The organism is Micromonospora parva, assembly GCF_000718515.1.
GTDB lineage: Bacteria > Actinomycetota > Actinomycetes > Mycobacteriales > Micromonosporaceae > Micromonospora > Micromonospora parva.
On record NZ_JNZS01000002.1, the window covers coordinates 253,480 to 273,234 of the forward strand.

General features: G+C 71.7%; 18 protein-coding genes and 1 tRNA gene. 9 read left to right on the plus strand and 10 right to left on the minus strand.

Annotated elements, in window-relative coordinates; all coding sequences use genetic code 11:
- Window positions 1-95: 95 nt before the first annotated feature.
- On the plus strand, window positions 96-437 hold the full coding sequence (locus IF22_RS0102850; protein ID WP_156057243.1) for a hypothetical protein: 342 nt from the start codon (window positions 96-98) through the stop codon (window positions 435-437).
- Here the strand turns inward: IF22_RS0102850 and IF22_RS0102855 are convergent.
- From IF22_RS0102855 to IF22_RS0102885, 7 genes are all read right to left on the minus strand, one after another.
- Window positions 424-1,920 carry a serine/threonine-protein kinase gene (locus IF22_RS0102855; protein ID WP_030328060.1) on the minus strand — a complete coding sequence of 499 codons (1,497 nt, stop codon included), beginning with the start codon at window positions 1,918-1,920 and terminating at the stop codon, window positions 424-426. The two genes, IF22_RS0102850 and IF22_RS0102855, sit on opposite strands and share 14 nt — an antisense overlap.
- A gap of 30 nt (window positions 1,921-1,950) precedes the next feature.
- On the minus strand, window positions 1,951-2,454 hold the full coding sequence (locus tag IF22_RS0102860; protein WP_030328062.1) for a hypothetical protein: 504 nt from the start codon (window positions 2,452-2,454) through the stop codon (window positions 1,951-1,953).
- Window positions 2,455-2,581: 127 nt separating this feature from the next.
- Complete coding sequence (locus tag IF22_RS0102865; protein ID WP_030328064.1) at window positions 2,582-6,235, minus strand: adenylate/guanylate cyclase domain-containing protein; 3,654 nt, start codon at window positions 6,233-6,235, stop codon at window positions 2,582-2,584.
- A complete protein-coding gene (locus tag IF22_RS0102870; protein ID WP_030328066.1) occupies window positions 6,232-7,068 on the minus strand; it encodes an MBL fold metallo-hydrolase in 837 nt (278 codons plus the stop codon). Before IF22_RS0102870 ends, IF22_RS0102865 begins: the two co-directional genes overlap by 4 nt.
- A 123-nt stretch (window positions 7,069-7,191) precedes the next feature.
- A complete protein-coding gene (locus tag IF22_RS0102875) occupies window positions 7,192-7,653 on the minus strand; it encodes a RidA family protein (RefSeq protein WP_030328068.1) in 462 nt (153 codons plus the stop codon).
- A complete protein-coding gene (sp36, locus tag IF22_RS35295; protein ID WP_007466198.1) occupies window positions 7,650-7,805 on the minus strand; it encodes a Sp36 family protein in 156 nt (51 codons plus the stop codon). The genes IF22_RS0102875 and sp36 overlap by 4 nt, the downstream gene beginning before the upstream one ends.
- A 44-nt stretch (window positions 7,806-7,849) precedes the next feature.
- Window positions 7,850-8,332, minus strand: coding sequence for a hypothetical protein (locus IF22_RS0102885; RefSeq protein ID WP_030328070.1), 483 nt, complete (start codon window positions 8,330-8,332; stop codon window positions 7,850-7,852).
- A gap of 355 nt (window positions 8,333-8,687) precedes the next feature.
- Here IF22_RS0102885 and IF22_RS0102890 point away from each other — a divergent pair, with 355 nt between their 5' ends.
- From IF22_RS0102890 to bagB, 3 genes are read left to right on the plus strand one after another with little or no spacing between them, the layout of a single operon-like run.
- The gene (locus tag IF22_RS0102890) at window positions 8,688-9,395 is read left to right on the plus strand and encodes an Rv0361 family membrane protein (RefSeq protein WP_245233497.1); all 708 of its coding nucleotides are present in this window, start codon (window positions 8,688-8,690) and stop codon (window positions 9,393-9,395) included.
- 26 nt (window positions 9,396-9,421) lie between these two features.
- On the plus strand, window positions 9,422-10,399 hold the full coding sequence (gene bagA, locus IF22_RS0102895) for an ATPase BagA (RefSeq protein WP_030328074.1): 978 nt from the start codon (window positions 9,422-9,424) through the stop codon (window positions 10,397-10,399).
- Between the two features lie 53 nt (window positions 10,400-10,452).
- Complete coding sequence (gene bagB / locus IF22_RS0102900) at window positions 10,453-11,604, plus strand: ArsA family ATPase (RefSeq protein ID WP_030328076.1); 1,152 nt, start codon at window positions 10,453-10,455, stop codon at window positions 11,602-11,604.
- 6 nt (window positions 11,605-11,610) lie between these two features.
- Here the strand turns inward: bagB and IF22_RS0102905 are convergent, their stop codons facing one another.
- On the minus strand, window positions 11,611-11,931 hold the full coding sequence (locus IF22_RS0102905) for a WhiB family transcriptional regulator (protein WP_030328078.1): 321 nt from the start codon (window positions 11,929-11,931) through the stop codon (window positions 11,611-11,613).
- A gap of 407 nt (window positions 11,932-12,338) precedes the next feature.
- Here IF22_RS0102905 and IF22_RS0102910 point away from each other — a divergent pair, with 407 nt between their 5' ends.
- The gene (locus IF22_RS0102910) at window positions 12,339-14,783 is read left to right on the plus strand and encodes a penicillin-binding protein (RefSeq protein ID WP_036410680.1); all 2,445 of its coding nucleotides are present in this window, start codon (window positions 12,339-12,341) and stop codon (window positions 14,781-14,783) included.
- 114 nt (window positions 14,784-14,897) lie between these two features.
- Here the strand turns inward: IF22_RS0102910 and IF22_RS0102915 are convergent, their stop codons facing one another.
- Window positions 14,898-15,353 carry a GatB/YqeY domain-containing protein gene (locus tag IF22_RS0102915; RefSeq protein WP_030328082.1) on the minus strand — a complete coding sequence of 152 codons (456 nt, stop codon included), beginning with the start codon at window positions 15,351-15,353 and terminating at the stop codon, window positions 14,898-14,900.
- A 25-nt stretch (window positions 15,354-15,378) separates the two neighbouring features.
- Between IF22_RS0102915 and IF22_RS0102920 the strand changes: the two genes are divergently transcribed.
- From IF22_RS0102920 to IF22_RS0102935, 4 genes are all read left to right on the plus strand, one after another.
- Window positions 15,379-16,272, plus strand: a complete 894-nt coding sequence (locus IF22_RS0102920; protein WP_030328084.1) for a metallophosphoesterase — start codon at window positions 15,379-15,381, stop codon at window positions 16,270-16,272.
- Window positions 16,273-16,492: 220 nt separating this feature from the next.
- A tRNA-Pro gene (locus IF22_RS0102925) sits at window positions 16,493-16,569 on the plus strand.
- Between the two features lie 106 nt (window positions 16,570-16,675).
- Entirely contained in the window at window positions 16,676-17,308 is a 633-nt protein-coding gene (locus IF22_RS0102930; protein ID WP_245233498.1) for a SigE family RNA polymerase sigma factor, read from the plus strand.
- Window positions 17,305-18,756, plus strand: a complete 1,452-nt coding sequence (locus tag IF22_RS0102935; protein WP_030328089.1) for a hypothetical protein — start codon at window positions 17,305-17,307, stop codon at window positions 18,754-18,756. The genes IF22_RS0102930 and IF22_RS0102935 overlap by 4 nt, the downstream gene beginning before the upstream one ends.
- Before the next feature lie 106 nt (window positions 18,757-18,862).
- Here IF22_RS0102935 and IF22_RS33565 read toward each other — a convergent pair whose 3' ends face one another.
- Window positions 18,863-19,591 (minus strand): COG1361 family protein, encoded by a 729-nt coding sequence (locus IF22_RS33565; RefSeq protein WP_156057245.1) that lies wholly within the window; start codon window positions 19,589-19,591, stop codon window positions 18,863-18,865.
- Window positions 19,592-19,755: the final 164 nt, after the last annotated feature.

Consider the following 19,755-nt stretch of genomic DNA (forward strand, 5'->3'; position numbering starts at 1 on the left):
GGGCCATGTCGGCCGGGTCGGCCGGGATCGACGCCGATCGGCACGACAGTCGGCTCTGCGGTTGACAGCCGGCCTCGTCACGACATGCTGGACGGGTGAGCCGATTGCCCAGACCCGATGCGCGCACAGTGGCGGTGCTCGCGGCGCTCGGAGCCCTTGCGCCGCTGGTCATGCTGGTCGTGTGGCGCCGGCAGGATCTGCTCGGCGTGGTTCTCGCGCTGCTCTGCGTGCTGATGACCATGGTCGCCGGGGTGGCCGTCTCCGCCGCTCGTCAGGTCGACGGTCCGGAGCCGGTGGACCGGTCGGCAGCCGTCGGGCCGCCCGAGCTGATGCCGTACGGCATCGACGCGGACACCCTCGACGCGTTGGACAGTCGGGACGCGTTGCGTGCGGTGCGTGACCGCCGACGCGGGTCGAACGGCCTCAGCGGCCGGTGAGCGTGGGCGCGGTGAGGGCGTCCACGCCGCGCCCCGCCAGACACCGGTAGGTCCGGTCGATGCTGCCGTCGACCGGCGGTAGCACCTCCAGGTGCCAGCCGGTCACCTCGGCGATCCCGGTGGTCAGCCGGAACGTGGTGACGCTGCACACCTGCCGCACCGGTTCAGCGGCGGCCACCTCGTCGTAGGTGGCGCCGACCAGCGACACCGGCAGGATGCCCTCGGCGTACGTCTCCCAGGTGTGTCGGCCGGCGCAGGACAGCCGGGCCGCCTCGGCGCGGCTGCCGCGGATCCGCATCGGGCCGAAGCACTCCAGCTCGGGCAGGCACCGGGCGCCCTCGGGCAGGGCGGTGGGCCCACCGGTGCCGGTCGCGCAGCCGGGCAACGGCCCGGTCGCCGGCGCGGCGATCTGGGTGGCGGACGGGTACGGGGTGGGTGGTGGCGCCCGGTCCGCGACCCAGGCCCCGGCGGTCGCGGAGGCGGCCAGGGCGAGCACCCCGATGCCGCCGAAGAGCCACCGCCGCCAACGCCGGCCGGTGGAGAGGGTCGGCTGGGTGTCCTCAACGGGTGGGCGGGGCACCGGCTGGCTGGCCGCGTACGGGCCGGACAGCGTCGCGCCCCCGCTGATCGGAGCGCCGCTGACCGGTGCCGACGGCGAGCCGAGCGGCAGGTTGCTGAGCAGGTCGTGCAACTCCAGGGCGGAGGGGCGCTCGCCCGGGTCGTTGGCCATGCCCGCGCGCAGCACGTCGATCAGCTCGTCCGGCACGCCCGGCAGGGCGGGGAGCGGCTGGTTGAACATCTCCAGCACGGTGACCAGGCTCGGGTTGCGCTCGGACTGCCAGCGCGGCGGTCGGCCGTGCATCACCGCGTAGAGGGTGGCGCAGAGCGCGTACACGTCGACGGCCGGCGATGGCGGGCTGTGGCTGAACATCTCCGGCGGCGCGTACGCCGGGGTGAGCACCTCGAGGGTGACCGAGGCGTCCCGGTGCTCGGCGAGGACGGCGAGCCCGAAGTCGGCGAGCACCGCCGAGTTGAAGCCCGAGTAGAGGATGTTGGCCGGTTTCACGTCCCGGTGCAGCACCCCGGCGGCGTGCGAGTGGGCCAGGGCGTCCGCGATCTTGATGCCCAGGTCGCGGGCCTCCACCGGGCCCAGCGGCGAGGTGCGCATCCGTTCGGCGTACGAGCCGTCGCAGAGTTCCATGATCAGGTAGGGGTGCTGATCGATGGTGACCCCCACGTCGAAGAGGTCCACCACGTGCGGGTGTGACGACATCCGCCCGGCGGCCCGCGCCTCGCGCAGGAAGCGGGCCTGGTCGCGCTCGCTGTCCAGCGTCCGGTTCTCGACCTTGACGGCGACCTCGCGGTCCACGGAGATCTGGGTGGCTTGGTAGACGGTCGCGTACCCGCCCCGGGCAAAGACCCGCAAATCAGTCAGGCCGGGCACGATCGGCACGCGCACGCCGCCGGTCGGGGAGTCGGTCACCGCTCGAAAATACCCAACCCGACCGATGGCTCAGCGCGCCGCGTCCGCCGGAGCCGCACCGGTGGGACCGGTACCCTCCTCGGCGACCGCGGTCGTCCCGGCACCCTCGGACGTTCCGGACCCGCCGGCCGGGATGCCCCGTCGGGCATCCAGACGCAGACCGATGGCGGTGGCGACCGCGCCCAGCCCCTCCCACGCCGCCACCCCGAAGAACCGGTCGGGAGCGATGTCGGCCAGCACCGCGATGGTGAACACGGTGAACGTGACCAGCCGGAAGACCACTGTGAAGCGGAAGAACACCCGCCACTCGGTCACCGTGGCGAGCAGGTAGTAGACGCCCATGTTGAACGCCGCCATCGACGACGCCAGCAGGAACGTCCCGGTGTGGTCACCGACGGCCCGCGTCGCCGGCACCTCGAACCCGAGCATGCGCAGCTGTGCCTCCGGCCAGAGCAGCCCGACCGCGCCCATCACCAGCGCCAGCACGCCGAAGACCGCGATGGTCCAGCCCGCGATGGATCGCGGCAGCTTCATGAAGGGCCTCCCCAGGCACGGCGACGGTCACCACTGTGGACCCGTACGCGGTGGTGACACGCTAGCCCCTCACCCCGGGCACCACATCCCCAGAACCGGCAGAACCTGCACCCTCCCCGGGACGGGTTCAGACCACTGCGGCCAGGCGGGCGTGGAGGGCGTCCGCCGCGGCCCGCTCGCTGCGCTGCTCGGTCGCGTACGCCAGGCGGACCGCCTCATGCGCACAGGACAGCGCCTCCGCCGGACGCCCGCAGGCGGCCAACGCCTCGGCCAGCACACTCGCCGCGATCACCTGGCTGCGCACGTCCTCGGCGGGTGCGCCGACCGCTCGGCGGGCCCAGTCCAACGCCTGCTCCCGCTGACCGTGCGCGAGCAGCGCCGCAGCGTACTGGGCCATCGTCTGGCGGCGGGAGAAGAGCAGCGAGGGTGCGTTGGCGGCGGCAGTGGCCACCGGAGCGAGCAGTCCCACAGCGGTCGCGGAGTCGCCGGCGGCGAGCCGGGCCGTCGCCAGCAGCACCCGGGGCGCCACCTGCGCCGGGGCCTGCGGGTTGTGCGGCTCCACGGCGGTCAGCACCGCCCGGGCCACCTGCTCGGCCGTCTCGCAGTCGCCCATGTCCAACGCGACGAACCCACGCAGCGTCCCGGCCATCCCGGTGAGCAGGGGGTGCGAGGTGCGCTCCGCGTACGCCAGGGCGTCGGTGAGCAGGTCGGCCGCGTGCTCCGGCTCGCCCAGCCCGCGTGCCACCACCGCCCGCACCACCAGGGCGAAACCCCGGCCCCAGTCGTCGGAGGCGGCAGCGAACTCCCGGTACGCCCGCCGGGCCTCCCGGTCCGCCTCGGCCAGATCGCCCAGCTCGGCGGTGGCGAACGCCGCCACCGCGCGCAACGTCCCCACCGCCCACGCCTCGCCGACCCGCTCACCGAACGGCAGGAACACCTGCGCCATCCGACACGCCTCGCGCAGTCGACCGGCGAGCAGCCGGGCGAACGCCGTGGTGCCGCGCAACCAGGCCCGCCCGTACGGATCCTTCAGCTCGGCGAAGAGCCGGGCCGCCCGGCCGAGCACCGCGTCGGTGCCGGCGAAGTCACCCCGGGTGGTGGTCACCCAGGCCAGGTTCTGCAGGGACCACGCCTGCCCGCGCCGGTCCTGGACGCCCAGGCTCACCTGGTACGCGGCCGCCAAGCGACTGCTCGCCTGACTCAGCCGCCCGGCCACGAAGTCGGCCATGCCGAGCCGGCGCATGGCCGTGGCGCGCTGGGTGGGCAGCTGACCCTCCGTGGCCACCTGCAACGCCTCCTGCCAGGCGGTCACCGCCCGGTCCTGGTCCCCGAGGGTCTCCTGGGCCTGCCCCGCCAGCAGCAGGGCGCTGACCCGGGTGGCCTCGTCCCGCGCGTTCGCGGCGATCTTCTCGGCGTACGCCAACGCGTCGGAGACCCGGCCGACCTGGAGCAACGCCCGGGCGTGCACCACCTGGTCGGCGGCCGGCACCCCGTCGCGGGCCAGTTCGGTGGCGCGCTCGGCGTACTCGACTGCCATTGCCGGCTCACCGGCGGACAGCGACCGGCGCGCGGCCCGGCCGAGCGCGGCGACGCCGAGCGGAACCACCGCCCGGGCCGGCGCGTCCGGACGCAGCTTCACCGCGTCGGCGAGCGTGGCGGCCCGCTCGACGTGCATCGCCACGAAGTCGTCCCGGGCCTCGTCGGTGAACCCGCCCACCGTGCTCGGGGTGGCATCGTCCACCGGTGCCGCCCAGCGGGCCAGCGCGGCGTGCCGCTCAGCCAACTCGGCCTTGCTCACCCCGGCGTACGCGGCCTCCCGCATGAGCGGCGTCGCGAACGAGTAGCCGGCACGCGAGCGGTGCAGCATCCGGCGTTGCAGCAACTCCTCGACCGCCCGGTCGAGTTCGACGGCGACCACCGCCGACGGCCGGCCGTCGCGACCGGCCCGCTGCTCGCGCATCGCCTCCAGCGCGCCGGTCGGCACCGTGTCACCGGTGACCGCCGCGTCGCGCAGCACCGACCGGGCGTCCGGCGGCAGCGCGTCGATCCGGGCCGCCAGCACGGCGGCGAGGTCGCGGGAGAGCAGCCGGCTGCCCAGCGAACCCGGCACCAACCGCCAACTGGCCGTCCCGCTCTGCTCCCGATCACCGGAACCGGACCGCTCCACGGCGACGCCGCGGACGGACGCGGCACCGGCACCGCGCACCGACTCGGTGGTGAGCGCACCCCGCTCGATCAGCAGGGTGACCAGTTCGGCCAGGTAGAACGGGTTGCCCTGGGCGGTGGCGAGCAACCGGTCGGCGTCGGCCTGGGGCAGCTTGCCGCCGCCGAGGTAACTCGTCAGCAGCCGGGCCGCGTCGGCGCCGCGCAGCGGCGGCAACGAGTGCACCTCGGCGTCCGCGACCCGGGTCAGCGCTCCGGCGGTACGCACCAGTTCGGGGCGGCCGAGCAGCAGCACCAGCACCGGGCCGGTGAGCCTGGACAGCGTCAACCCGAGGGCCCTGATCGTCTCTGCGGTGGCATCGTGCAGGTCGTCCACCACGATCACCAGCGGGGCCTCCGAGGCGAGCCCGCTGAGCAGGTCGGCGACCGCGTTCGGCACCACTTCGGCATCCGCGGCCGGGGTACCCGACCCGCCCCACTCGCCGCTGTCGGTGCCGCCGTGCGCCGGGAGTTCGGCATAGCCGAGCAGGGCGAGCAGCTGCTCGGTGGCGATCGGCGCGGTCTCCGCACCGGATCGGGCGAGCCGCTGCCCGAGCCGACGCAGCCGCTCCTCCACCGCCGGGCGGGTCAGTGCGGTGGACGCGTCGCTGGGCAGGCCGACAGCGGCCCGCACCAGGTCGGCGAGGGGCGCGAGCCGTCGCCGCTCGCCGAACGCGGCACAGCGCACCGAGAGCACCCGGGCCCCGGTGTGCGCCGCGTACCGGCCGGCACCGACGTCGTACCCGGCGGCGAGGCGCTCCACCTCGGCGGCGAACCGGGACTTGCCGATACCCGCCTCGGCGGTCATCAGCAGCACCCGTGGGTCGCCCTGGTCGATCACCTCGGCGAGCCGGCCGGCGACCCGACCGATCTCCGTCTCCCGGCCGACGTACGGCGCCTCGTCGCCGAGCCCCGAGCGGGTGCCCGGCGCGTCCAGCAGACCCAACAGCTCGTACGCCTCGACCGGTTCACGCTTGCCCTTGAGGCGCAGCGGGCGCAACGCCCGCCAGGAGGAGACGTGCCTGGTCGCCGCGGCGGTCCGCCCGCCGGCGTAGACGGCTCCGACCGCGGCGGCGTCGGCGAGCCGGGCCGCGGTGTTCACCGTGTCGCCGATGACCGTGTACTCGATGGCGGCCTGGATGCCCGCGATGACGTCGCCGGTGTTCAACCCGACCCGCAGCCCGAGCGGCGCGCCGCCGCCCCGCTCGTCGTCGAGCACCCGGCGGACGGCCCGCTGCATGGACAGGGCGGCCCGCACGGCGCGTTCGGCGTCGTCCTCGTGCGCCACCGGGGCGCCGAAGACCGCCATGATGCCGTCACCGGTCAGCTTGTCGACGTGCCCGCCGAAGGTCTTCACCGCACCGGCGAGGGCGGCGAGCACCCGGTCGGTGACCGCGCCGACGCGTTCCGGGTCGAGGTCCTCCGACCAGGAGGTGAACTCGGAGAGGTCGCCGAAGAGCACGGTGACCACCCGACGCTCGGCAGCCGGCAACGTGGCGGCGGCCGGCAGCGCGGCACCACAGTTGTGGCAGAACCGCGCACCGGGAACGGCAACGGTTCCACACACGGGGCAGGTCACATGTGCTCCAACCCACTGACCCCGGGCGGGGATTCCCCGGTGTCGACGCCCAGATACTCCAGCTGGGCACGGACCGACCATTCGGCCGCCCACCAGAGCGAGCGGTCCACGTCCGCGTAGACCGCTGCCACCACGTCGGCGGGAGTGTGGGCACCGGCGGCGACCGCCGCCCGGACCTGGTCGAGCCGGGCCCGACGGTGGGCGAGGTAGAAATCGGCGGCGGCGGCGCAGTCGGCCAGCGCCGGGCCGTGTCCGGGCAACGCCGGAATCCCCCGGTACGCGGACAGCAGCTCCAGGCTGGTCAGGTAGTCACCGAGGTGCCCATCCGGGTGGGCGACCACGGTGGTGCCCCGGCCGAGGATGGTGTCGCCGGTGAGCACCACCCGCTCGTCGTCGTGCTCGACCAGGAAGCAGACCGAGTCGGCGGTGTGCCCCGGCGTCGGCAGCGGACGGATGCGCAGACCGAAGTCACCGAAGCTCTCGCCCGGCCCGGTCAGCGGCTCCACGCCGATGGTGTGCGCCGGGTCGACGGCGAGGACGGGCACCGCGCCGAGCAGCTCGCTCAGCCGGGCGGCGCCCTCGGTGTGGTCGGGATGGCCGTGGGTGATCAGGATCAGCCCGACCGGACCGTGCTCGACGATCCGGGTCAGGTGCCCCTCGTCGGCCGGCCCCGGGTCGACCACGGTGGCGTACTCGGCGGCCGGGGCGCGCAGCACCCAGGTGTTGGTGCCGTCGAGGGTCATCGGCCCCGGGTTGGGGGCACGCAGCAGCGAAACCCAGCGGGGCAACTCGTCGGCAAGCGCCGCCACCGCCCCCGTCACGTGCCCGCTCATGGCTGCGATCGTACGACCCCGCCCGCCACACCCCACGATCTTGCACTGGCGGCCCCTGATTCATCCCCGTTCAGGGCTTTCGTCCGAGCAGAAAGTGCAAGATCGCGGGGCGATGGGGACGCGTCAGGCGACCTCGACGATCAGTTCGATCTCCACCGGGGCGTCGAGGGGCAGCTCGGCCACACCTACCGCACTACGCGCGTGGCGGCCGGCCTCCCCGAAGACGGTGCCGAGGAGGTCGGAGGCACCGTTGACCACGGCGGGCTGACCGGTGAAGCCGGGCGCGGAGGCCACGAACCCGGTCACCTTCACCACCTTGACCACGTTCTCCAGGCCGACCAGCGAGTCGACAGCGGCCAGCGCGTTGAGCGCACACCGCTGGGCCAGATCCTTCGCCTGCTCGGCGGAGATCCCGGCGCCGACCTTGCCGGTCCCGAGCAGCTTGCCCTCGGCCATCGGCAACTGGCCGGAAACGTACACGTGCTGCCCGGACTGCACGGCCGGGACGTAGCTGGCCACCGGCGGCACGACCTCGGGCAGTTCGAGGCCGAGCTCGGCGAGCTTCGCGTGCGGACCGTTGCTCACGCCTTCGGCCGCTTCAGGTAGGCGACCAGCTGGTCCGGGTTCGGGCCGGGGACCACGGCGACGAGCTCCCACCCGTCCTCGCCCCAGTTGTCGAGGATCTGCTTGGTCGCGTGGACCAGCAGCGGGACCGTGGAGTATTCCCACTTCTGCATCGCTGAAGGGCTCCCTCTCGGTGCGGAATTGTTCGAGGGACAGCCTACGGTCCGCTGGCGGGACGGGGTACGGGACGCTGCTCCGACGTGGCCGGCAGTTCCCCGCAGCGCCCTTCGTGCTCGTACCCCTGGGGGCAGCGGGACCGGTCCGGCAGCAGCAGGTCGCAGAAGACCCGGTGCCGGTTGTTCTGATCGTCGGCATTGGACACGGTGGTCTCGCCGGCGTCCAGCTCGGGCAGGAACCCCAGGGACACCGCGACCCGTCCGGCCAGCACCGTCGCCGCCGCCAGGTTCGGCACCCGGATCGGCAGATGGATGACGAAGCCCGGCTCGTCGTCGTCGCGGATCCGCTCGACGGGCTGGCTCGGCACCCGGGCCGCCTCCGCCTGCTCCGGCGTCCGGCGGTACGACCGTTCGTTGATCGGCTGGTTGGTGACCTGCCCGCCGGCCTCGGCCACGGTCCCCGGCCGGCGGGGCCGGTCGTTCGTCGGGAAGTGGGTACGAGGAACGTTGTCCGCGTCGCGCATGCACTGCCTCCGGTCGTACCTCTCGGACCATGCTTCCGGCCCGGCCCCATTCGTCCGTTCCGGCCCCCGCACCGGGGACGAAGGTAGGTCTGTGGCCCCAGTCCCGCCAACAGGACGCGCACAAGAGGTCACCAACAGTCACATATGCGACACACCGCAGGTCGGGGGCCCGACACCGGAACCGACCCGGGTACCGCTCACCGGATCGCTGGACCTCCCGGGCAGGCAGGGGCGACACCGAGGGGGTCATCGACCGCTACCCTTCCGGTCGGACGGTCGCGCAGCGCCCGGACGCCCGCTCGATCACGCTCGGCGCCAGGGGTGGCGGCGGGCGCCGCACCCCTGGGGGAAAGACATGACCCACCCGCCCAGCGGCGACCAGGCCGGCCCACCCGTCCACCCGCCGGCGCACCCGGATCAGCCCGGCGCGCCGGGTGTCCCCAGCCAGTCCACCCCCACCCCGCCGCCGGGGCAGCCCAGTCTCCCCGCGCCCCCCGCCCGGGCGGCGCTGCCCGCCGCCCCGGCCTCGGCCGCCGCGCCGACGTCGGGCACCCCGAACCCCTCGCCGATCCCCCCGGCCCCGCCGGCCTACCCGCCCTACCCGGGCACGGCCGAGCCGAAGAAGAAGCGCGGCCTGCTGATCGCGGCCATCGCACTCGTTGTGATCATGGTGCTGTGCGTGGGCGGCGGCGTGGTGGCCTTCCTGACCCTGCGCAATGCCGAGACCGGCGAGGGCGCCAAGGAGCCGGCGGTCGCCGTCGACGAGTTCCTCACCGCGATCTACAAGGACCGCGACGCGACAAAGGCCGCCAGTCGCGTCTGCGCCGCGGCCCGCGACGACGACAAGATCGCCGCGAAGGTCGCCGAGGTGGACAAGTACGCCTCCGCGTACCAGAACCCGCGCTTCCGGTGGACCACCCCGAAGGTGGACAACCAGACCGGGGAACGGGCCACCGTCTCCACCCGGCTCACCATGACCACCGCCGACGAGAAGGTGGCCGACCAGGAACTGCGCTTCACTGTGGTGCAGAAGACGGGTTGGTGGGTCTGCGAGGTCGCGTGACCCCGATGCCTGGATAGGCTCGACGGGTGTGTGCAGCTGAGCGCCCGATCGACCCGGCCGGTGCCGGATGGCCTGCCCGTCTCCACGTGGTGACCGGCAAGGGCGGCACCGGTAAGACCAGCGTGGCGGCGGCGCTGGCCCTCGCGCTCGCCGCCGGGGGTCGGCGCACCCTGCTGGTCGAGGTCGAGGGGCGGCAGGGCATCGCGCAGCTGTTCGGCATCGACCCGCTGCCCTACGAGGAGCGGCACCTCGCCGACGCGCCGGACGGCGGTGAGGTGCGGGCGCTCGCGGTGGACGCCGAGGAGGCGCTGCTCGAGTACCTGGACATGTTCTACAAGCTGGGCGCGGCCGGCCGGGCACTGCGCAAGCTCGGTGCCATCGACTTCGCCACCACCATCGCGCCCGGCCTGCGCGACGTCCTGCTCACCGGCAAGGTGAAGGAGGCCACCACCCGCACCAACGGGCAGCGGCGCACGTACGACGCCGTGGTGCTGGACGCCCCGCCGACCGGGCGGATCGGCCGGTTCCTCAACGTGACGGCGGAGACCGCCCGGCTGGCCAAGGTGGGCCCGATCAAGACCCAGAGCGAGGGGGTGGCCGCGTTGCTGCGGTCCCCGATGACCGCTGTGCACGTGGTCACGCTGCTGGAGGAGATGCCGATCCAGGAGACCGTCGACGCGATCGCCGACCTGACCGCGCTCGGCTTCGGCGTCGGGAAGGTGCTCGTCAACGGCGTCCGACCCCCGCTGCCCGCCGGGCAGGCGGTCACCGCTGCGGAGTTGCGGCGCGGACTGGTCGCCGCCGGGCTCCCGGCCGATCGGGACATCGTGGCCGGGCTGCACGACGAGGCACGTGACCAGGTCATCCGGCGCGAACTGGAGGATTCGCTCCGCGCCGACCTGGTGGAGTTGGGGCTGCCGATGATCGAGCTGCCGTTGCTGCCCGACGGGGTGGACCGGGCGGGGCTGGCGACGCTGGCCCAGGCGCTCGTCCGCGCCGAATGACTCACACCTGAGCGCAGCACGGGCGCGCGGGCCCACCGGCCCGATACGCTCGATTGGTGCCTTCCGAAGACGCGGCGCCGCAGCTGGACGTCGACCAGATCCTCGCCGATCCGGGCGTGCGGATCGTCGTGTGCTGCGGTGCCGGCGGAGTGGGAAAGACGACCACGGCCGCGGCGCTGGCGCTGCGGGCCGCCGAGCACCACGGCCGACGCACCGTGGTGCTCACCATCGACCCGGCCCGCCGGCTGGCCCAGTCGCTGGGCCTGACCGAGCTGGACAACACCCCTCGCCAGGTCAAGGGGATCGACGTCGAGGGCAGCGGCGGCGAGTTGCACGCCATGATGCTGGACATGAAGCGCACCTTCGACGACGTGGTGTTGCAGCACACCGACCCGGCGAAGGCCGCGGAGATCTTCGCGAACCCGTTCTACCAGGCGATGAGCTCGACCTTCGCCGGCACTCAGGAATACATGGCGATGGAGAAGCTGGGTCAGCTGCACGCCCGGGGCGAATGGGACCTGATCGTGGTGGACACGCCACCGTCCCGTTCGGCACTTGACTTCCTGGACGCGCCGGCCCGACTCTCCCGTTTCCTCGACGGCCGGATGCTGCGACTGCTGCTGGCCCCGGCGCGAAGCGGCGGCCGGAGCATGTTCAGCCTGGTCACCGCCTCGTTCGGGATGTTCTCGAAGGTGGTGCAGAAGGTGCTCGGCGCGCAGCTGCTCACCGACCTGTCCGGCTTCGTGGCGGCGCTGGATTCGATGTTCGGCGGTTTCCGGCAGCGCGCCGAGCAGACGTACCGCATCCTGCAGGCGCGGGAGACGGCCTTTCTCCTGGTCGCGACGCCGGAGCCGGACGCGGTCCGGGAAGCCGCCTACTTCGCGGGCCGGCTGCGCGAGGAGCAGATGCCACTGGCCGGCCTGGTGCTCAACCGGGTGCACCGCCCGGCGGTCCCGGAGCTGGACGCCGAGCAGAGCCGGGTCGCCGCCGAGCGGCTGACCGAGCTGGGTGGGCACGAGGCCACCGCCGACGTGCTGCGGGCGCACGCGGCGCTGGCGCGCCAGGCGGTACGCGAGCAGCAGGTCGCCGCACGCTTCACCGAGGCGTTCCCGGCCGTGCCGGCGGTTTCGGTTACGGCGCAGCCCGCCGACGTGCACGACGTCGACGGGCTACGGACGATCGGCGCGGCGATCAGCCGGCCGTGACCGGCGTCAGTTGGCCGCGCTGACGAGAATCTTGTCCTTGCCGGCCTTGTCCTTGCTGTTCTTCTTCATCGCGGCCTCGAACATCTTGCGCCAGCTCGTCACCTGCGGGTGACGACGCAGCAGCGCCCGCCGTTCGCGTTCGGTCATGCCGCCCCACACACCGAACTCGATCCGGTTGTCCAGCGCGTCGGCCAGGCACTCGTACCGAACTGGGCAGCTCCGGCAGATCCGCTTCGCCACGTTCTGTTCGGCGCCCTGTACGAACAACGCGTCCGGGTCCCCGTTCTGACATGCCGCCAGTGACGGCCAGTCAGTGATCATGCCCATGTGTACACGTCCCCCCTTGCAGTACCTACCGACCTCGTCGATGCACGTCAGCCGGCAATTCCCCCCGATCGCCCGGCCCGCCTTCCCCAAGGCGGCGCGGACGACATGTGGCGCTGTCGCCGCCCCCATCATGCTCTGTAGTCGACCGATTACGCAACGTTGTCGACGAAATCCATCATTCCGGACACTCCCGGCTTCCCGGGCCTTCGACCGCCGGTTACCCCGCCGAGGTCAGCGATAACGCTGCGCCGCCTCACTGAATCGGAGGAGACTCACGCCAGGTCACACGCAACCAAGCACCGGGGGTCGTGCGTTTAGCACAACGAGGGCAGCGCGCGCAGGAAATGGGGAAAGAACGCCCCAGCGCCCCTCGTTCCCTACTCGCGTACCCTGTCGAGGTGACCTGGATGCGGAAACGTGACCACAATGTGCTGACCAACGCCGCATCGCTACTCGTGTGTGGCCTGCTGGCCGGCGTGGTGGTCGCCGCGGCGGCCTTCCCCGCGGTAGCGATGTCCGGCCTGGCCGCGAAGGCCGGCGCCGAGACATTCGGTGCCCTGCCCACGGAGCTGACGGTGGCCCGCGCGCCACAGATCAGCTACCTGATGGCCTCGGACGGCAAGACCCCGCTCGCGACGATGTACGACGAGAACCGGCGGGACGTGAAGCTCCCAGACATCTCGCCGGCAATGCAGAAGGCCATCATCGCGGCCGAGGACCACGACTTCTACAAGCACAACGGCGTCGACATCAACGGTGTCGCCCGCGCGTTCGTGAACAACCAGAGCGAGGGCGCCGGTCGGCAGGGCGCATCGACGCTGACCATGCAGTACGTCCGGCTGGCCATCGCCTACTCGGCCACCCACCCGGCGGACGTCGTCGCGGCGACCGAGGACACCAGCGCCCGCAAGCTCCGCGAGATGCGGCTGGCTCTCCAGGTCGACAAGGAATTCTCCAAGGACGAGATCCTCACCCGCTACCTCAACCTCGCCTCGTTCGGCAACGGCGCGTACGGCATCTACGCCGCCAGCCAGGTCTACTTCGGCAAGCCGCCGAGCAAGCTGAAGATCGAGGAAGCGGCCCTGCTGGCCGGCATGGTCAAGGCGCCGACGACGAACGACCCGACCACCGAGGCCGGCTACCCGCTCGCACTGGAGCGGCGTAACTACGTCATCCAGAACATGGTCGACATCAAGGCCATCACCCAGCAGGAGGCGGACGCCGCCAAGGCGACCAAGCTGGTCGTGAAGGACAAGCGCACCCCGAACGGCTGCGTCGCCGCCAACGTCAACGAGTGGGGCTTCTTCTGCGACTACTTCTACCGCTGGTGGATGGATCAGGAGACGTTCGGCTCGACCACGTACGACCGGGAGCGTCGGCTCAAGAGCGGCGGCTACACCGTCGTGACCTCGCTCGACGTCCAGGCGCAGCGCGGTGCGGACAAGGCCGTCCGTAAGGCCAAGAGCGTGAACAGCAAGGAAGCGGCAATGGTCGCGGTGGTCGAGCCGGGCAGCGGCCGGGTGCGGGCCCTCGCGGTCAACCGGCAGTTCAAGCTCGACGACCCGAAGAACCCGAAGAACAAGCTCTCCAGCGACCCGGCCAAAAGCAGGAAGGGCATCCGGGGCAACTACCCGGCGACAGTGAACCCGCTGCTCACCGGCGGCAACGGCATCACCGGTTACCAGGCCGGCTCGACCTTCAAGATCTTCAGCATCCTGGCCGCGCTGGAGAAGGGCATTCCGCTCAGCTACACGATCAACGCGCCCCAGCAGTTCAAGTCGGAATACATCATCGACAGCAGCAGCCCGGCCGCCTGCAAGGGCACCCACTTCTACTGCCCGACCAACTCCGGCCTGAAGGCCGGCGGCGTGCAGAACATGTGGAGCGCCTTCAGCGCGTCGATCAACACGTACTTCGTCCCGCTGCAACAGCAGGTCGGCGCGGAGAACGTGGTCGACGCCGCCCGGCGGGCCGGCATCCAGTTCCGGGCGAGCAACGACGCCAAGTTCGCCGCGACCAAGGATGCCGCCCACCAGTGGGGCGCGTTCACCCTCGGTGTCTCCTCCACCACGCCGCTCGACCTGGCCAACGCGTACGCCACCCTCGCGGCGGACGGGAAGTACTGCGAGCCGATCCCGGTGCAGGAAATCCGCGACCCGGAGGGCAACAAGCTGGACATCGCCAACCCTCGCTGCGAGAAGCGGTTCAGCACCGAGGTGGCACGGGCCGCCGTGGACGCCGCCCGCTGCCCGGTCGGTGACAATTCCAGCACCAGCAAGTGCGGTGGCAGCCGTACGGCCCGCGTGGTGAAGGGCATCGTCGACGCGCCGGTGGCCGGCAAGTCCGGCACCACCGACTCGGAGAAGACGGCCGCCCTGGTCGCCATGACCAAGCAGTACTCGGTGGCCGGCATCATGGCCGACCCGGACTGGCCGCAGACGAACGTCAAGATGAAGCACGCCGAGAAGGACGGCATCAACCCACCGGTGTACGAGACCCTGCGCGATGCCATGAAGGGCAAGGACCGGGTCCAGTTCACACCACCCGGCCAGAAGATCTCCGAGGGTGACCAGCGCAGCATCCCCGACGTGAAGTGCGTGTCGGTGGAGCAGGCGAAGTCCCGGCTCAAGGGCGCCGGCTTCGAGCCGGTCGTCTCCAGCGCCAAGGTGCCGTCCTCCTGCAAGGCGGGCGACGCGGCCGGCACCAGCCCGGACGGACGCACGATCAAGGGTGGTGTGGTCACCATCCAGGTCAGCAGCGGCGGCGGCACGCCGGGCAACACCGACGGCACTCCGGGCAACCCGCCCGGCAACCAGCCAGGTAGACCCGGCAACGGCCGCCCCAACGGCTGAGCCGACGGGTAGGACACGACGGGCGGGCACCCTCCTCGGGTGCCCGCCCGTTTCGTCTGCCCGGACCAGCTGGCGGCCACGACCACAGTCGTGCCGCGCCACCGACCCGGTGAGTCAGAGACCGAGCTGTCGGCGTACCTCGGCGGCCACCCGGCCACCCTCGGCCTGGCCCGCCACAGCGGCCTGGGCCGCCTTCATCGCCGGGCCCATCTGGGCCTTGCCGGTGAAGCCGCCCGCGGCGAGCGCCCCCGACACCAGCTCGGTCAACTCGGCGTCCGAGAGCTGCTTGGGCAGGTAGCGGTCCAACACCTCGCCCTCGGCGCTCTCCTTCGCGGCCTGCTCGGCGCGGCCGGCGTCGGCGAAGGCGGTGGCCGCCTCCCGACGCTTCTTGGCTTCCTTGGTCAACACCGCGAGCACCTCGTCATCGGTGAGCTCGCGCTTGGCCTTGCCGGCGACCTCGGCGGTGCCGACGGCGGCCAGGGCCATCCGCAGCGTGGAGGTGGTCAGCTCGTCGCGCGCCTTGAGCGCGGAACGCATGTCGGCGGTGAGGCGGTCCTTCAGCGTGCTCATGGACGGTCAAACTACCCTGAACGCCATGCGAAAGCGCACACTATTCCGGCTCGCCGCCGGAACCGCCACGATCGGCGCGGCCACCCTCGCGTACGCGTCGCTCATCGAGCGCAACATGTTCACACTGCGGCGGTACGACGTGCCGGTGCTCCCGACCGACGCGGAGCCGCTACGTGTGCTGCACCTGTCGGACCTGCACATGATGCCCGACCAGGCGCGCAAGCAGCGCTGGGTGGCGTCGCTGGCCGCCCTCGACCCCGACCTGGTGGTGGTGACCGGCGACAACATGGCGCACCCGGGCGCGGTGCCCGGGGTGCTGCGGGCCCTGCAACCGCTGCTGGACTACCCGGGCGCGTTCGTGTTCGGCTCCAACGACTACACCGGGCCGGTGTTGAAGAATCCCTTCACCTACTTCCTGCCCGACCGGGAGTACACCGAGGGCGTGGAGCTTCCCTACGAGGAGCTGCGTCAGGTCTTCACCGGCGCCGGCTGGGCGGACCTGAACAACGCGCGGACGAGCCTCAAGGCCGGCGGCCGGGAGCTGGACCTCGTCGGCGTCGACGACCCCCACATCGACCGGGACGACTACCCGTCCGTGTCGGGCCGGGTGGCGTCCTCCGCCGACCTGTCCATCGCCGTGACGCACTCCCCCGAGCCACGGGTGCTCGACCAGATGGCGGCGGACGGATTCGGCCTCCTGCTGGCCGGGCACACCCACGGTGGTCAGGTGTGCGTACCGGGCTTCGGGGCCCTGGTGACCAACTGCGGCCTGCCGCGCTCGATGGCGCAAGGGCTGCACCGGTGGCCCGGCTCGGACTCCTGGCTGCACGTCTCCGCCGGTCTCGGCACCCACCCGACCGCCCCGGTCCGCTTCGCCTGCCCCCCGGAGGCCAGCATCCTCACCCTCATCCCCCGCTGACCCCTCTCGCGCCACCCGTCGCGGCGAGACCAGGCAGCTGTCGTTGATCGACTCGGGTTCCTGAAAGTTGGGGTGTCCTGGTCACGTCGACAGCCCGGCTTCCTGGAACCCGAGTCGATCAACGAACCAGCCCGGCCGGCGATCGCGCTGACGGGTCCGGTCGGCGGGGGTACCGAGTTTGACCATCGGGGCGGGTGGGCTACTATTTGTCGGCACGCCTCGGGGTGTGGCGCAGCTTGGTAGCGCGCTTCGTTCGGGACGAAGAGGTCGTCGGTTCGAATCCGGCCACCCCGACCAGAGGTAAGAGGGCACATCCGATCACGGATGTGCCCTCTGGCGTTTGTTGACCATGCACGGCCCAGCGCTGTGGCGATGCTGCCCAGCTGCGGCCATCCGGGGCACGTTGAACGCGCCCGCTGCCGCCTTCAACCTTTTGACCCTCGGCGGGGTCGTGACAGGTAACCAATCGAGGCGGGGGCTTATGGCAGCTGACGACGAGCATTTCCGAGAGTTCGTCGACACGCGCTACATGGATCTCTTGCGCGTGGCGTACCACCTCACCGGGTCGGCACAGGATGCGGAGGATCTGGTGCAGGCGGCGCTGGTGAAGGTGATGCGTCGGTGGCGGCGGGTCGAAGATCCGATGGCCTACCTGCGGCGCGTCATGATCAATCAGCACATCAGTAGTTGGCGCCGCTACCGGGTGCACGAGTTGGTGACGGCGATTCTGCCGGAGCGGTCCACCCGGGACATGACGGATGCGGTGGCGGAGCGGCACGCCCTGTACGCGGCGATGCGGGCACTGACGCCGCGCACCCGGGCCGTGATCGTGCTGCGGTACGTGGTCGATCTGCCGGAGGCGGAGGTCGCCGCCACCCTGGGCTGCTCGGTCGGGTCAGTCAAGAGCCGTGCGTCGAGGGGCCTGGCTCGCCTGCGGCTGGCACTGGCAGCGGACGCGCCGCCGTCGACACCGGCATCAACGGCAGCTCAGCCGGCACCGGACGGCACAACGAGGATGACGGGGGCAACGCCATGACTGTCGACGAGGAGCTGGGCCGGGCCCTGGCCGAGCTGAGCAGCACGCTGACCCCGCAGCCGGATCCGTACGGTCGAGTCCTGGCGCGTTATCGACGGAGGCGGCAGCGACGCCTCGGCGGGCTGGCCCTGGCCCTCGTGGTCTCGGTGGGTGGCACAGCCTTCGCCGTGGCCGGCCCGGCCCGGACCACGCAGCCACCACCAGCGAACTCGAACGAGTCCATCGCACCCGTACTGGCCTGGTCGGACAAACTGCTTCAGTCGCCGCCACGCGGTGCGGTCGCCCGGGACACCAGCTATGTCCGCCAGCTTTCCGACCTTTTGTTGGACGCCCAGCGCCGAGGAGACTTTCCCAACCTGACGGTGCCGGTCAACGCGGTGAAGGTCCTCTTCATCGACGACGTCAACGACCAACGGATCGCGCTCGCCGCCTTCGTCCGTGCCCAGCCCGATCCGGTCACCGGCTGGCCCAGCGCCGCAGTGTGGCTCGTCGCCGAGAAGGGCGCCAGCGCCGAGAAGCTGGCCAGCACCGGCTCTGTTCGGGGTACGAGCGACGCTCTGGAACCCTACGAGAGCCTTGCCGTGGACGACCCGTCCGGTCCGGGAAAGGCGATACACGTGGCGATCGCACCCGCCGGCTGCGCCTTCCTCACCTCACCGGTGCTCAACGGCAACGCGTTCCAGTGGGCCTCGGAGCCGACCGGTTCCTACCTGATCCGCACGCCGCAGACCCAGCGACCCGAGTGGTGGCGGGTCAACTGCGGCGCGGTGACGCGCAAGATAACTCCCGGGCCGGGCTCACTGGCGGCCAAGCCGATCACCGACGCCCAGCTCGCGACCGCGATGTCCCGGGTACGGGGAGATGTCACGGCGCAGCGGGCCCGAGAGCTGGTGTACCAGTCGGCCCAGTCGGCGGGCTACCGCCTGACCGCCCTGCCGAGCGTGGTGTGGGGCGGGCACGTTGCCGGCATCCCGACCGGCGGATCACCAACCGCCGGCGAGCCGTCGGTGACGAACGGCCAGGTGACCGTCCTGGCTGCTCCCGCAGTCGACGGCAGCTGGGTCGGCGAGGTGACGATCGAGCCCGATCAACCACGGTCCGACAGCGTCATCAGCACCGGCACCTCGTTCACCGTGCCGACGGATCCGACCGATCCCGCAAGCGTGCTGGCCGTGCCGATCGACGGCGACGCGGCCGGTGGCGGGGACCAGCAGTTCCTGCTGGTGGTGACCCCGGTTGCGGCCACCACTGTGCGCGTCCTACGGGACGGGCAAGAGGTGGCGAGGGCCCCGGCCAGCGGCTCCGGGGCGGCGTTGACAGTGCCCCGACCCACCGCGGGTCTCGTGGTGACGGCGCTCGACGGCTCCGGCAGGACACTCGCCAGCGCGCAGGTGTCTGACGAGGGTGCGCAGGGGACACCGGAGACGGATGCCTGGAACCAGGAATGACCGCGAGGAAGTGGCCCGGTCCGAACGACCGGGCCACCTCCGGGTACGCCGTCAGTCCGTCTTCCGCTTCACGTGAGGCAGGTCTGCGCCGGGTACGGGAGCCTGGTCACTCGACCACGATCCTGGTGCGTCGGCATCGGGCAAGCCCCACGACAGTGGCGCCAACGACGAGCAGCAGCAGGCCACCAACAGTCAGAGCGGTCACCGGGGTGCCGGTCACCGGAAGCCCCCCACCGGATTCGCTGCCCCCACCGGCACCGCCGCCGGGGGAAGAGGTGCCGGTTGGCTGGACCGTGCCATCACCATCCGGGGACTGTCGCGTGGGCGTGGGCGTAGTCGTGGGTTGGGCGGCCGACGGGCTCGGAGTCGGTGTCGCTCCAGCCGTCACGGTGACGTCGAGCGACTGGTCCTCATACGGGTGGTCACCGGACCAGACCCACTGGGTGATGGGCACGGTCGGGGTGATCTTCCAGCTGCCATCCCTGTTGCGGCCCACATTGCGGTAGGACGTGTTCGCGGGCATGTAGTAAAGGCCGACCGGGTAGGTCCCCGCCTTGGCCGTCGGCGGTGCCGTGACCCGGAATGGGTTGCTGGCCCCCCACGTCTCGGACGTCTGCCCGGGGGTGATCACCTCGGGGAGGTAGCAGAGCAGCTCGACGTCTCCGGTGCACGTCGCGCCCGTCGGGCCCGTCAGCGTCAACGGCGATTTGCCATAGGTCTGGATGGTCACGAAGGCCCCCTCGGCGTCGTAGTTGCCGAGGACGCTGAGGGGCATCGGAAGCTCTGCGGATTGCCCCGGAGCCAAGGTGATGTCGGCAATCTGGGGTGCCGACATGAACGTCCGGTACTCGACGTCGGCTCTGGCCGGGGCTGCGACAGCTAGCGGAACGCACATGGCCATAAGGGAGGCCAGACCGAACCGTGCCACCGCTGTACTTCGTTGCATGAACTGTTCCTTCGGGGTGCCTGAAGGGCGATGACCGTACAGGGGGGGTGAGC